Here is a 14,036-nt window from a genome sequence, read left to right as displayed (position 1 = left end):
TGTTAACCATGAAAAAAAAATCAGCGCTCCCTCGCTATAACAGTTTTTTACCTGCTCATTTAGCTATTTTAAAAACGCCGCCTTCTTATTTAGCATTTACCATGGCTATCAGTATTAGTGTTGGTATTTTTATCGCTATTGCTTGGTCTTATTTTGGAAAATTAGATGTTCAAGCGACCACTCAAGGAAAACTTATTGTTTCGGGGCGCACCCAAACCATTCAAGCTTTTGAGTTAAGCCGCTTACAGCAAATTCACGTTGAAGATGGGCAACAGGTAAAGCAAGGGGATCCATTGCTCAGTGTTAAAGTATTAGGCGTAGACCAAGATATCCTTAGCCAACACTACCAAAAAAACTTTCACGCTAGTGAAGAAATGATCCACTATGCCCTACTCAATCAGCAATCTATTGAAATTTCTGCCTATTACAGCCAACTATCATCTACGGAACAAGCTCAAGCTCAACTCAGCTATCAAACCATTAAAAAAGAGTATGAAACCTTACTCAACGAAATAACCAATGAGATCCAGCTTAATCGCGTTAACTTCCTTGCAAGAGAGCGGGAGTTAAAAGACATCAACATCTTGATGAATAACATTAAAAAACGGCTCGATGCGCATACCACACTGAGTCAAAAGCAGTTAATCAGTCAAAAAGAATTTTTAGAACAGGAACGTGAACTACTACTCGCAAGAAAAGAAAAAACCACCAAGCAATCCGAACTCTCTATATTAAATAGCCAACATCATGCTTTGCTCGAAAAGCAAGATAGGATTAATGCGCAAAAACACCAAGAATGGCATGAGAAATATCAGCAAGCTAAATTCAAATTTGTTTCTCTTGAACAGGAATTGATTAAAAACCAAGAAAGAAATCAGCTTGAAGTCATTCGCGCGCCAGTGGATGGAACCGTACAACAAATTGCGGTTTATACCCTTGGGGCTGTATTACAGCCAGCACAGCAATTGATGGTTATTGTACCCAATAATCATGTGCAATTAGCTGAAGTCAAAATACTCAATAAAGATATCGGCTTTATCCAAGAAGGTTTAAAAGCAGATGTCAAAATTGATGCATTCCCTTATACCCGCTACGGGACTATCGAAGGTGAGGTATTGTCCATTTCCCGCGATAGCACACAAGATGACAATCTAGGTCTCGTTTATTTAGCGCAAATTGGCTTAAACAGTAAACAGCTATTAGTCGAAGGCCAGCAGATTGAACTGACTCCAGGTTTGTCCATTGTTGCTGAAATAAAAACAGATAAACGACGATTAATTGATTACCTATTAAGCCCAATTAACGAGTATACCGCCACAGCCATGAGAGAGAAGTAATCGATGGAACAGCAAAATAATAATGGCTTGGAAGCCTTAATGTGGATTGCTAATCATTTTCAAAAAAATGTTACTCAAGGGCAATTAATGCATGCCATTGGTATGCAGAATGATTCCCCCACAGATTTTGAAATCAGACAATGTGCACAGATTATTGGTTATGAAACAGAGCTCATTTCTCTCACTCGACAACAAATGCAGGATATCCCATTACCTGCTTTGGTGTTGATTAATCAACGCTGGCATATTATCACCCAAAATTCACCGCTCACCGTGCTATCACCAAAAGGGGACGATGAGGAACAATGGAATGAATCCTCCGAATATAATTACTCCGTCATTTTAATTAAGGAGCAGTTGGAGAAAGCACAAAAAAGAGCGTTTGGCATCAGTTGGTTTATTCCATCTATTATTCGCCAACGTTTTAAACTCAAAAATGTCTTTATCCTTGCTGCGATTGTGCAACTTTTTGCACTCGTAAGCCCTCTATTATTTCAAAACTTAATCGACAAAGTGCTTGTCGGGCGCAGCTTGCCTAATTTACATGTTATTGCCTTAGGAATATTAGCCATTGCTATTGCAGAGCCTGTTTACAGCTTTATTCGTAATAAAATCTTCAGTCATACCAGCACACAAATTAGCGCTGAACTTTCGGGAAAAATTTATCGTCATTTAATGGCACTACCGCTGAATTACTTTAAATTAAGACCCACGGGGAAAATCATTGCGCGTGTCCGTGAATTAGCTCATATTCGCCAGTTTTTGACTGGCTCAACACTGATGCTGTTTATTGATTTTATCTTTGTGATCCTCTTTATCGCTGTCTTATTTTCGTATAGCAGCCTAATGACATGGACACTGGTAGGCTCTATGGGGGTGTTTTTTATTCTCTGGATGATTTTAGGCCCTATCATTCGCCAGCAAACTGAAAAGTCATACCAAGCCGATGAAAATGGGCTCACATTTTTAACTGAATCTATTACAGGTATTGAAACCTTAAAAACCACCGCCACAGAGAAATATTTTTTTCGACGCTGGCAAAAATTACTCAGTCAACAATTGACTCAAGGCTTCAAAGTTTCCATGCGTAGTGTGGTGGCAACACAGTTAATGACGTTAGTCAGTAAAGTGACTACCGCTATTCTACTCTGGATTGGCGTTAATGAGGTTTTGACAGGAAATATCACACCGGGAGAACTTGTCGCTTTCAATATGCTAAGCGCCCACGTTACTCAGCCTGTTCTGCGATTTGCTCAAATCTGGCAGGACTTCCAACATACCATTATTTCTTTGCGTCGCGTCGGCGACATTCTTGATAAACCCATTGAAAATGAACGCCAAGGCATTGCCAGCTCAAGTCGCATTCAAGGAGAAATTGAGTTTCAAAATATCCGCTTTCGTTATCAACCTGAAACCCCTGAGGTGCTAAGTAACCTGACGTTATCCATCAAAGCGGGGGAATTTATTGGTGTCACAGGACCATCCGGCTCTGGGAAAAGCACCCTCACCAAATTGTTGCAGCGTCTATACATTCCTCAACATGGGCAAGTTATTGTCGATGGGATGGATTTAGCGGTGACCGATACCGTCGCGCTACGTCGTCGAATGAGTGTCGTCCTTCAAGAGAGCACTCTTTTTGTAGGAACAATTGCAGAAAATATCCGATTAAGTTACCCACAAGCGAGTGAACAGCAATTAATCCATGCCGCAAAACTGGCCGGAGCCTATGAATTTATTATGTCTCTGCCTGAAAACTTTAATTATCATTTATCTGAAAAAGGATTAAATCTCTCTGGCGGTCAACGCCAGCGTATTGCCCTTGCTAGAGCCTTAATTACTGAACCTGATATTTTAATTCTCGATGAGGCCACCTCTGCGCTGGATTACGAGTCAGAATCTGCCATCATGAAAAACATGCCGTTAATCACTCAAGGCAGAACGGTGATTAGCATTGCCCATCGCCTCAATACCATTATGAACGCCGATAAAATTTACGTGATACGAAATGGTGAAGTCGCCGAAGCGGAAACTCATCAGAATCTTCTAAAACTGAACGGTCTTTATGCCAATTTATGGCAACAACAGACCCGTTAATCTGAATAAAAAAGCATCACTTACCCTTTGAGCGATGCTTTTTTCTTAAAAGTGCTTTTTTTTTAATCTATTAGATGAATTAGCGGGGTATGCACCTATGGTACTAGGGGTTCAGCTAGGGTATCATTGCCCGCTGAATTACTGGCACACCCCTTCCGTTAGCAATAGTAGATATGGCAAAAGAACAAACTGACCGCACCACACTGGATTTGTTCGCAGAAGAACGCAGGCCTGGGCGACCAAAAACTAGCCCGTTGTCGCGGGATGAACAATTACGAATCAATAAGCGAAATCAGCTAAAACGAGACAAAGTCAAAGGGCTACGTCGAGTTGAGCTGAAATTAAATGAAGACGCTGTCGCGGTCTTAAACCAATTAGCTGAAGAGAAAAACATAAGCCGAAGTGAGCTAATTGAAGAAATTTTGATGGCTCAACTTGAGCAGGTTAGTGAGACAATTGATCGCTAATCGTATCTGGGTAAATCACACAAATTTGACAGACTAACACTGTTTTTTTCGCCAAAATAAGGCGCAAAATTTTACCTATTTTCGTTCTATTTTTAGTTCTAGCAGAATCGGTAATTTATACTCTCTACTAGAAAAACAAGAGGTTAATCACTTTATGGCAGTTATAGGCATTTTCTTCGGAAGTGACACAGGTAACACAGAAAATATTGCCAAAATGATCCAAGAAAGATTAGGCAAAGATGTTGCAGAAGTTCACGATATTGCTAAATGCAGCAAAGAAGATATCGAAGCGTTTGATATCCTACTTCTTGGCATCCCTACCTGGTATTACGGTGAAGCTCAGTGTGATTGGGATGATTTTTTCCCGACATTGGAAGAAATTGATTTTGACGGCAAGCTTGTCGCACTGTTTGGTTGTGGAGACCAAGAAGACTACGCAGAGTATTTTTGTGATGCGATGGGAACTATCCGTGACATCATTGAGCCGCGTGGAGCAGTGATCGTGGGCCATTGGCCAACTGAAGGCTACCACTTTGAAGTTTCTAAAGGTATGGCGGACGATAATCACTTTATCGGCCTTGCTATCGATGAAGATCGTCAACCAGAACTGACCGAAGAACGTGTTGACGCTTGGGTTAAACAGATCTCTGAAGAGATGTCTCTGGCTGAAATCCTTGGCTAATAATGACATAGATTGTCAATTAAAAGCGGGAGCCATTCGATATGATGGGTTATTCCTTCCATCTAATGGACTCGCTTTTAAGAACGAATCAAAATAATGAGACAATGCATGGTTTCTATTTTTATTTTCCATGCCTATAATTGTAAATCAGTTTAGAAGACAACTGGATTTTTGTTAAAAACGTCTCATTATTGTTAAATTTATGATTTAAAATACAGGACAAGCCCGCATGACAGACAATAATAAAGCATTGAAAAATGCAGGACTCAAAGTCACTCTTCCAAGATTGAAGATTTTGGAAGTACTTCAGGAGCCTGAGTGCCATCACGTCAGTGCGGAAGATCTCTACAAAAAGCTGATTGATATTGGTGAAGAAATTGGGTTAGCCACTGTTTACCGCGTATTAAACCAATTTGATGATGCGGGTATTGTAACTCGCCACAATTTCGAAGGTGGAAAATCCGTATTTGAATTAACTCAGCAACACCACCATGACCACTTAATCTGTTTAGATTGTGGCAAGGTTATCGAATTCACTGACGAATCAATCGAAAAACGTCAGCATGATATCGCTGCTCGTCACGGCATCAAACTCTCTAACCACAGTTTATATTTGTACGGTCATTGCGCTGAAGGCGACTGTCGTGAAAATAGTGCTGCACACGAAGCTAAATAATGACTTAATCAAGCGCTGATAACTAAAAATGCGCTTTATTTAACGAGTCAGTTAATGTTAAAAATACCCACTTAATGTTCATTAATGGGTATTTTTGTTTAAATATACTTAACATTTCTCTACTTCTACTCTTTATTTCTACTCTTTCCCTGAAAATTAGCGACTATTTTTTAAAAATACATAGCGTTATTTCTTCAGATAAAACCAAAATCTTCCTCTATTCTTTAATTTGTTATGTGCTATTTTAATTTATACTAATTATCAAATTTGTGTGTAAGAGATTAAGGAATGAAGAAAACATATCTGTTTTTGAACATAAGTTTTTTCTTCTGGTTTCTTACTTTGATAGCGTGGTTTTTTAGATATACCATCGTGGCATCTGTTGCCTTTATATCTTCAATCATTTGTTTAGTTTTATACTTCAATTACAAAAAGGTTAGTCCCATGTTCAATAAAAAACAAAGCAAACCAGAGCCCACTCCCACTATCAATAAAGAAGAAATCATGCAGCAAATTGCTGAGGAAAAAATACAAGTATCGTCACCGGTGATCAGCGAAGAAAAAACCAATACTATCATCGCCAAAGATGTTGTTTTTGAAGGTAATATCACCTCTAATGAACAAGTTCATATCTATGGCACTGTCATTGGCAATATTATTGGTAAAAATAATACCGTTAAAATCATGCAAAATGGCCAAGTTACCGGCAATATCACCAGTAACGAGTTGTGGGTAAACGGTAAAGTGGAAGGGGAGTGCATTTCAGAAACCATTAGTATTGATACTAATGGTGAAATTTACGGCACGATTCGCTATTCAAATTTATCCATCAAAAAAGGCGGTATTTTTTCTGGTCTAGCAGAAGTCAAATCTGTGGCCAAATCAGAAGGTAATATCTCCGCATTTAAAGAAAAATTCAAACAAGGAAAATCAGAGACTCAAATAGCTGATGAGGGTTCTTTATAATTAAATTTGTTGCTTAGCATTCAAAACCTTCGATAATAAACGTAATTAGCCACTCTATAAGAGTTTATTATCGAGTTATTCTTATGTTCTTAATTTAATTCATACTAAAAATACATTTATTATGTGTAATAGAAATAGAATAAAGGCGGCATTTCAGCCGCCTATTATTCAATATTAATATTGTTCAAACATTTCTTGGATTTTTTTCGGGTCTTTCGTTTGTGTTAAAGCTAATTGCAGTAATACACGAGATTTTTGTGGATTCAATCTTTCAGATGCCACAAACCCATATTCATTATCATTCACTTCCGCATTTCGCGTTGTATAACCAGTCGGTACGCGACTAGAACGCACCACGACAACATCCTCTTTTGCTGCATTGGCGAGTGCATCAAAAATCGTTTTATACATATTCCCGTTACCTACACCAGCACTTACAATGCCTTTAACACCTTCTTCGCGTAGTGCTTTTACTGGTGCTGAAGATGCATTCGCATAGTTATAAACAATGCCCACTTCCGGTAATTTATCTAATTTGCTCACATCAAAAACAGGTTTATCTCCACGAGGCTGAGGTGCTTGATAATAAGTGACTTTACCATCATGAATATAGCCTTCTGCCCCCGCATTCACGGCATCAAAGGCTTGAACTTCTGTTGTGCTCATTTTCATCACATTGCGACCTTGGATCACTTTGTCATTCATCGCCATCAGCACACCACGCTCCCCTGCAGATTTATCAGATGCTAATACTACGGCATTGTATAAGTTCAATGGACCGTCAGCGCCCAATGCTGTAGAAGGACGCATTGCACCCACCATCACAATCGGTTTTTTACAAGCAGTGGTTAAATCAAGAAAGAAAGCTGTTTCTTCCATGGTGTCAGTACCATGAGTGATAACGAAGCCATCGGTTTTATTACAATCTTGATTGATTTTTTTAGCGAGAGTTAACCAAACTTGGTCATTCATATCTTGAGAGCCGATATTTACCAGCTGCTCACCGCTTAGGTTAGCAATTTTTTTAGTCTCTGGTACCGCATTAAGTAAAGAGTCAATTCCTACTTTCCCAGCTTGGTAGCTTGAACCTGTTGCTGATTCTCCACCACCCGCAATGGTACCACCCGTTGCCAACACCGTAATATTCGGTTGTGCGAATGCGGATGCAGCAAACAGTGAAACTAATGTGGCTAGCAGCGCTTTATTTCGGTTTTTCATCCTATTTTCCTTTAACTAAAATTAACTAGCATGATATTAAAAATAAACTCACGTTATTATGTGGATTTAATCTGAGAGTTTTGTGATCGACTTTGTCATTTTAGTAAATTTTAATTTTTCGCTATTTTCCTGTCTTGAATAAAAAGCGTGAGCTCAGCATAAAAAGCGTGAGCACTAAGCAAAAAATCCGTATCATAGCCGCCATCTGAAACAAGCCATTTACAAGTGACTGACAATGAGCCAAACATTTATTCCCGGCAAAGATGCCGCACTCGAAGACTCCATTGATGCATTCCAAACCAAACTGAAAAATTTAGGGTTTAATATCGAAGAAGCCTCTTGGCTGAATCCGGTTCCAAATGTTTGGTCCGTTCATATTCGTGACAAAGAGTGTCCGCTGTGCTTCACCAACGGTAAAGGCGCAAGTAAAAAAGCAGCTTTAGCCTCTGCTCTCGGTGAATATTTTGAGCGTTTATCCACCAACTATTTCTTCGCGGATTTCTATTTAGGTAAATCCATCGCTGAGGGGGATTTCGTTCATTATCCTAATGAGAAATGGTTCCCATTAACTGAAGATGATAGCCTGCCAACCGGTTTGCTGGATGAGCGCTTAATTGCTTTTTATGATCCCGACAATGCACTCGCTGGAAGCCAACTGATTGACCTGCAATCAGGTAATGAAGAACGCGGTATTTGTGCCCTGCCATTTACACGTCAATCGGATAACAGCACCGTCTATATTCCAATGAATATCGTCGGCAACTTGTATGTGTCTAATGGTATGTCCGCAGGAAACACCGCAAACGAAGCCCGTGTACAAGGGTTATCCGAAGTATTCGAACGCTTTGTGAAAAATAAAATCATTGCCGAAAGTATCAGTCTGCCAACGATTCCAACAGACGTAATGGCACGCTACCCTGGTGTCGTTGCAGCGATTGAAACGCTGGAAAACGAAGGCTTCCCTATCTTCTGTTACGACGCCTCTTTGGGTGGGCAATTCCCAGTCATCTGTGTTGTGCTGTTTAATCCACAGAACGGGACTTGTTTTGCCTCTTTCGGTGCGCACCCTGATTTTGGTGTTGCCTTAGAGCGTACAGTCACTGAGTTACTGCAAGGTCGTGGACTGAAAGATTTGGACGTATTTAACGCCCCAACTTTTGACGATGAAGAAGTCGGTGAGCACACAAATTTAGAAACTCACTTTATCGATTCGAGCGGTTTAATTAGCTGGGATATGTTTAAAGACGATGCGGATTATCCATTTGCAGATTGGAGCTTTAAAGGCACCACGACTGAAGAATTTGCAACGTTAATGGCAATCTTCAACAAACTTGACGCGCAAGTGTATATCGCAGATTACAGCCATTTAGGTGTGTATGCTTGCCGTATCTTGGTGCCAGGTATGTCAGATATCTATCCTGTAGAAGATTTGCATATTGCCAACAATGCAATGGGCGCTTACCTGCGCGACACCATTATGTCCCTCCCTGATAGCCAGTGGGAAAAAGAAGATTATCTTGCTCTCATTGAACAGTTAGATGACGACGGATTAGATGACTTTACCCGTGTTCGCGAACTGTTAGGCCTGGCTGTTGGTAAAGATAATGGCTGGAGCAACCTACGTATTGGCGAATTGAAATCAATGTTAGCCTTAGCGGGTGGCGACCTTGAACAAGCACTGGCTTGGGTTGAATGGACACAGGACTTCAACAGCTCCGTCTTCACGCCAGAACGCGCTAATTACTATCGCTGCTTGCATACCCTGCTGCTGCTTTCCCAAGAAAAAGAGAGAGAGCCTGCTCAGTATTATCAAGCATTTGTTCGTATGTATGGACAAGAAGCGGTAGATGCGGCGTCGGCAGCAATTGCGGGTGAGTCGAGCTTCTACGGATTATGGTCTATTGATGAAGAGCTCAAAGCATTACCTGCTCATCAAGGACTTTTAGCAGCCTATGAAAAGCTGCAAAAAGCTAAGCGCGCTAATGCGTAATTAGAATCCCCCCCCACTAAACACATGAGTTTCGTGGGGGAACAAGATAAAAGCCTCTGGGCTTTTATCTTTACTTAAGCAATATTTAATTTCAATCACATAATAATTATCGAAATTAGTTAACAATCGTCTGTAACATTTTACTTCTCGAGACCGTTTTGAGCTGTTTTATAAAAATTATTTATAAAATTTAAAAAATATTTTTTACATAAAAATCAATTGATTAGGCTTAATTTTGACGTTTTTTATGCTGTTTTCGCCCTATTCTCTCGACACTTCATGATCCACATCAAATTTATCATCACACCCGTTTGTTACTATAATTGCGTGCTATAATTAATCAACTTTGTAAGAGAGTGTTAGTATGAAAGCTGACAATCCTTTTAATTTATTATCCCCTGCTGTAATGGCTCAAGTCGCTGATGATGTGGGTGTTTATAAAACGAACAAACACCCAGCTATTACCTACTTGTCAGCATTCACCGCTGGTATCTTTATCTCTATCGCTTTCGTTTTCTATATTACTGCGACGACAGGCGCAGCAAGTGCTCCTTACGGTTTTACTAAACTGATTGGCGGTATCTGCTTCTCCCTTGGACTAATGTTAGTTGTTGTATGCGGTGCTGACTTATTTACATCCACAGTTCTTACCATCGTATCTAAAGCAACGGGTAAAATCACTTGGGGAAAAATGTTCCTCAATTGGTTCAACGTTTATATTGGCAACTTAATTGGCGCACTGTTTTTTGTCGCTATTATTTGGTTTGCAGGCCAATATGCTGCGGCGAATGGGCAATGGGGATTAAACGTTCTCCAAACGGCTAACTACAAATTGCACCATACTTTTGTTGAAGCCGTCTTTTTAGGTATTTTAGCTAACTTAATGGTTTGTTTAGCAGTTTGGATGAGCTATGCCGGTCGTAGCCTAACTGACAAACTGGTAGTATTAGTTCTGCCAATCGCAATGTTTGTCGCAAGTGGCTTTGAACATAGTATTGCAAATATGTTTATGATCCCTCTCGCTATCATGATTAAAGAATTCGCCCCTGTTGAGTTTTGGACAAATATCAACATGGCACCAGAACAATTTTCTAACTTAACCGTTGGAAACTTTATTACCGAAAATTTAATACCAGTAACTATCGGGAATGTTATTGGCGGCGCAGTGTTAGTCGGCCTGATTTACTGGTTAATGCATCTACGTAATAGCGAAAAACATTAATCGAAATTGGTTAATATGATCGATATTACAAGTACACAAAGATTTATTAAGATCCCTCAAAGATCCATTGTTAAAAGGTAAAAGTATCATGTCCGAATTAAATGAAAAATTCGCTTTAGCATGGCAAGGTTTTAGCCAAGGTGACTGGCAGAATAACGTCAACGTCCGTGACTTTATTCAGAAAAACTATACTCCGTATGAAGGTGATGAATCTTTCTTAGCAGGCTCTACTCCAGCGACTGATAAGCTGTGGGAAAAAGTTATGGAAGGGATCAAAATCGAAAACCGCACTCATGCGCCAGTTGATTTTGATACAGACGTTGCTTCAACAATCACTTCCCATGATGCTGGTTACATTAGCAAAGACTTAGAAACTATCGTTGGTTTACAAACTGATGCACCTCTGAAACGTGGTCTTATCCCGTTCGGTGGTATCAAAATGGTTGAAGGTTCATGTAAAGCTTACGATCGTACTTTAGATCCTAGCCTGAAAAAAATCTTCACTGACTACCGTAAAACCCATAACCAAGGTGTTTTCGATGTTTATACGCCAGACATCTTAAAATGCCGTAAATCAGGTATCTTAACTGGTTTACCTGATGCTTATGGTCGTGGTCGTATCATCGGTGACTACCGTCGCGTTGCGCTGTACGGTATTGATTTCCTGATGAAAGACAAGTTCAACCAATTCACCTCTCTGCAAGAAAGATTAGAGAAAGGTGAAGACCTGCAAATGACTATCCAACTGCGCGAAGAAATTGCTGAACAGCACCGTGCTCTCGGCCAAATCAAAGAGATGGCGGCTAAATATGGCTACGACATCTCAGGTCCTGCAACTAACGCGCAAGAAGCGGTTCAATGGACTTACTTCGGTTACTTAGCCGCTGTTAAATCTCAAAACGGTGCAGCGATGTCATTTGGTCGTGTATCTACGTTCTTAGACGTGTACATCCAACGTGACTTAGAAGCAGGTAAAATTACAGAAGAACAAGCGCAAGAACTGATTGACCATTTAGTCATGAAACTGCGTATGGTTCGTTTCTTACGTACACCTGAATACGATGAGCTGTTCTCTGGTGACCCAATCTGGGCTACAGAATCACTGGCTGGTATGGGTCTTGATGGCCGTACTATGGTGACTAAAAACACCTTCCGTTTCCTGAACACACTGTATACCATGGGCCCATCTCCAGAGCCTAACATGACTATCCTGTGGTCAGAAAAACTGCCAATGAACTTCAAAAAGTTCGCAGCAAAAGTGTCTATCGATACTTCATCTGTACAGTATGAAAACGATGACTTAATGCGTCCTGACTTCAACAATGATGACTACGCAATCGCATGTTGCGTGAGCCCAATGATTGTTGGTAAGCAAATGCAGTTCTTCGGTGCTCGTGCAAACTTAGCGAAAACTATGCTGTACACCATCAATGGTGGTGTGGACGAAAAACTGAAAATGCAAGTCGGTCCTAAACATGCACCAATCATGGACGAAGTTCTTGATTTCGATACCGTGATGAACAAAATGGACCACTTCATGGATTGGTTAGCAACTCAGTACGTCACTGCGCTGAACTGCATCCACTTCATGCACGATAAATACAGCTATGAAGCAGCGCTGATGGCACTTCATGACCGTGATGTTTACCGTACAATGGCATGCGGTATCGCAGGTCTGTCTGTTGCGGCTGACTCACTGTCTGCAATCAAATACGCAAAAGTTAAACCTATTCGTGACGAAGATGGCATCGCTATCGACTTCGAAATCGAAGGTGAATACCCACAATTCGGTAACAACGACCCACGTGTTGATGACATCGCTTGTGACTTAGTAGAACGTTTCATGAAGAAAATCCAGAAACTGCCTACTTACCGTAACGCGGTTCCAACTCAATCCGTTCTGACTATCACTTCTAACGTTGTGTATGGTAAGAAAACAGGTAACACCCCAGATGGTCGTCGCGCTGGCGCTCCATTCGGACCAGGTGCTAACCCGATGCACGGTCGTGACCAAAAAGGTGCGGTTGCATCACTGACTTCAGTGGCTAAACTGCCGTTTGCTTACGCGAAAGATGGTATTTCTTATACCTTCTCTATCGTACCAAATGCATTAGGTAAAGACGACGAAGTACGTAAAACTAACTTAGCGGGTCTGATGGATGGTTACTTCCACCATGAATCTTCTATCGAAGGTGGCCAGCACTTAAACGTGAACGTCATGAACCGCGAAATGCTGTTAGACGCGATGGAAAACCCAGAGAAATATCCGCAGCTGACTATCCGTGTATCAGGATACGCAGTGCGCTTTAACTCTCTGACTAAAGAACAACAGCAAGACGTTATTACTCGTACTTTCACCAGTACTCTGTAAGACTTTGCTAAGATTCTATAACGTAAAATAAATAAAAGGCCCCTCCCATTGGGGCCTTTCTATCTTAGTCAAAGATAATAAATTATAATTCTACATTCTGTGAGTTCCTGCTATGTCAACAACGCAAAATACTATTCCAATGACAGAAATTTCGACTACCTCGCCACCTGCGATGTTTGGACGAATTCACTCCTTCGAATCCTGCGGTACCGTCGATGGGCCAGGGATCCGCTTTATTGTCTTCTTCCAAGGCTGCCTAATGCGCTGCCTGTATTGCCATAACCGTGATACGTGGGATACCCATACTGGTAACATGGTCACCGTTGATGAGTTAATGAAAGAAGCCGTCACTTACCGCCACTTTATGAACGCAACAGGCGGCGGAGTAACGGCATCCGGTGGTGAAGCTATTTTACAGGCTGATTTTGTCCGTGATTGGTTCCGCGCTTGTAAGAAAGAAAACATCCATACCTGCTTAGACACTAATGGATTTGTTCGCCGTTATGATCCAGTCATTGATGAGCTGATGGAAGTCACTGATCTTGTCATGCTTGACTTAAAACAGCTTGATGATGAGATCCACCAAAAACTCGTGGGCGTTTCCAATCATCGCACCTTAGAATTTGCTCGCTACCTTGCTAAGCGCAATCAAAAGACGTGGATCCGTTACGTCGTTGTCCCAGGCTGGAGTGACGATGACCACTCAGTCCATATGCTCGGTGAGTTTGTCAAAGATATGGATAATATCGAAAAAATTGAGTTGCTCCCTTACCATGAGCTGGGTAAACACAAATGGGAAACTATGGGTGAAGAATACAAACTTGATGGCGTGAGACCACCGTCAAAAGAGGTGATGGAAAGAGTAAAAAGTATCCTCGAAAGCTACGGCAAAAAAGTCATGTACTAATTTAAAACTAGGCTTCCTTCGGGGAGCCTGGTTCATTATCCCCTTCTTCTCTCCACGCTACCTGCTCTCATAATCCTACCGACTCTCACGTAACCAGATTACTCTG

Annotated in this window: 11 protein-coding genes; 10 read left to right on the top strand and 1 reads right to left on the bottom strand. The window is 40.9% G+C overall.

The features are described from left to right. Nucleotides 1–8 precede the first annotated feature (8 nt). The 6 genes from LDO51_RS12910 (at nucleotide 9) to LDO51_RS12885 (ending at nucleotide 6,222) form a co-directional block, all read left to right on the top strand. Nucleotides 9–1,337, top strand: a complete 1,329-nt coding sequence (locus LDO51_RS12910) for an HlyD family type I secretion periplasmic adaptor subunit (RefSeq protein ID WP_225574877.1) — start codon at nucleotides 9–11, stop codon at nucleotides 1,335–1,337. 3 nt (nucleotides 1,338–1,340) lie between these two features. After that, entirely contained in the window at nucleotides 1,341–3,431 is a 2,091-nt protein-coding gene (locus LDO51_RS12905) for a type I secretion system permease/ATPase (protein ID WP_225574876.1), read from the top strand. Nucleotides 3,432–3,604: 173 nt separating this feature from the next. Next, complete coding sequence (gene ybfE, locus LDO51_RS12900; protein ID WP_036951793.1) at nucleotides 3,605–3,898, top strand: LexA regulated protein; 294 nt, start codon at nucleotides 3,605–3,607, stop codon at nucleotides 3,896–3,898. 154 nt (nucleotides 3,899–4,052) lie between these two features. After that, a complete protein-coding gene (gene fldA / locus LDO51_RS12895) occupies nucleotides 4,053–4,580 on the top strand; it encodes a flavodoxin FldA (protein ID WP_036951795.1) in 528 nt (175 codons plus the stop codon). A 229-nt stretch (nucleotides 4,581–4,809) separates the two neighbouring features. After that, a complete protein-coding gene (fur, locus tag LDO51_RS12890; protein WP_036951797.1) occupies nucleotides 4,810–5,256 on the top strand; it encodes a ferric iron uptake transcriptional regulator in 447 nt (148 codons plus the stop codon). Between the two features lie 444 nt (nucleotides 5,257–5,700). Beyond that, entirely contained in the window at nucleotides 5,701–6,222 is a 522-nt protein-coding gene (locus LDO51_RS12885; RefSeq protein WP_225574875.1) for a bactofilin family protein, read from the top strand. 174 nt (nucleotides 6,223–6,396) lie between these two features. Here the strand turns inward: LDO51_RS12885 and ansB are convergent, their stop codons facing one another. Beyond that, nucleotides 6,397–7,440, bottom strand: a complete 1,044-nt coding sequence (ansB, locus tag LDO51_RS12880; protein ID WP_108478916.1) for an L-asparaginase 2 — start codon at nucleotides 7,438–7,440, stop codon at nucleotides 6,397–6,399. Nucleotides 7,441–7,675: 235 nt separating this feature from the next. Here ansB and ycaO point away from each other — a divergent pair, with 235 nt between their 5' ends. The 4 genes from ycaO to pflA all read left to right on the top strand — a co-directional run bounded on the left by ycaO (nucleotide 7,676) and on the right by pflA (nucleotide 13,930). Continuing rightward, nucleotides 7,676–9,430: a 30S ribosomal protein S12 methylthiotransferase accessory factor YcaO gene (ycaO, locus tag LDO51_RS12875; RefSeq protein ID WP_225574874.1), complete on the top strand. Its 1,755-nt coding sequence runs from the start codon at nucleotides 7,676–7,678 to the stop codon at nucleotides 9,428–9,430. Nucleotides 9,431–9,794: 364 nt separating this feature from the next. Then, the gene (gene focA / locus LDO51_RS12870) at nucleotides 9,795–10,652 is read left to right on the top strand and encodes a formate transporter FocA (protein WP_225574873.1); all 858 of its coding nucleotides are present in this window, start codon (nucleotides 9,795–9,797) and stop codon (nucleotides 10,650–10,652) included. Between the two features lie 88 nt (nucleotides 10,653–10,740). Beyond that, nucleotides 10,741–13,023, top strand: coding sequence for a formate C-acetyltransferase (gene pflB, locus LDO51_RS12865; protein ID WP_225574872.1), 2,283 nt, complete (start codon nucleotides 10,741–10,743; stop codon nucleotides 13,021–13,023). A 139-nt stretch (nucleotides 13,024–13,162) separates the two neighbouring features. After that, nucleotides 13,163–13,930 (top strand): pyruvate formate lyase 1-activating protein, encoded by a 768-nt coding sequence (gene pflA, locus LDO51_RS12860; RefSeq protein WP_224061141.1) that lies wholly within the window; start codon nucleotides 13,163–13,165, stop codon nucleotides 13,928–13,930. Nucleotides 13,931–14,036: the final 106 nt, after the last annotated feature.

The organism is Providencia alcalifaciens (genome assembly GCF_020271745.1).
Classification (GTDB): domain Bacteria; phylum Pseudomonadota; class Gammaproteobacteria; order Enterobacterales; family Enterobacteriaceae; genus Providencia; species Providencia alcalifaciens_B.
Note: the sequence above shows the minus strand (reverse complement) of the source record. Positions and strands in the feature narration are given on the sequence as shown.

Bases quoted from the DNA above. Each gene is read 5' to 3' on its own strand.
- LDO51_RS12910 (WP_225574877.1), top strand. From the start codon at position 9: ATGAAAAAAAAATCAGCGCTCCCTCGCTATAACAGTTTTTTACCTGCT.
- LDO51_RS12905 (WP_225574876.1), top strand. From the start codon at position 1,341: ATGGAACAGCAAAATAATAATGGCTTGGAAGCCTTAATGTGGATTGCT.
- ybfE (WP_036951793.1), top strand. From the start codon at position 3,605: ATGGCAAAAGAACAAACTGACCGCACCACACTGGATTTGTTCGCAGAA.
- fldA (WP_036951795.1), top strand. From the start codon at position 4,053: ATGGCAGTTATAGGCATTTTCTTCGGAAGTGACACAGGTAACACAGAA.
- fur (WP_036951797.1), top strand. From the start codon at position 4,810: ATGACAGACAATAATAAAGCATTGAAAAATGCAGGACTCAAAGTCACT.
- LDO51_RS12885 (WP_225574875.1), top strand. From the start codon at position 5,701: ATGTTCAATAAAAAACAAAGCAAACCAGAGCCCACTCCCACTATCAAT.
- ansB (WP_108478916.1), bottom strand. From the start codon at position 7,440: ATGAAAAACCGAAATAAAGCGCTGCTAGCCACATTAGTTTCACTGTTT.
- ycaO (WP_225574874.1), top strand. From the start codon at position 7,676: ATGAGCCAAACATTTATTCCCGGCAAAGATGCCGCACTCGAAGACTCC.
- focA (WP_225574873.1), top strand. From the start codon at position 9,795: ATGAAAGCTGACAATCCTTTTAATTTATTATCCCCTGCTGTAATGGCT.
- pflB (WP_225574872.1), top strand. From the start codon at position 10,741: ATGTCCGAATTAAATGAAAAATTCGCTTTAGCATGGCAAGGTTTTAGC.
- pflA (WP_224061141.1), top strand. From the start codon at position 13,163: ATGACAGAAATTTCGACTACCTCGCCACCTGCGATGTTTGGACGAATT.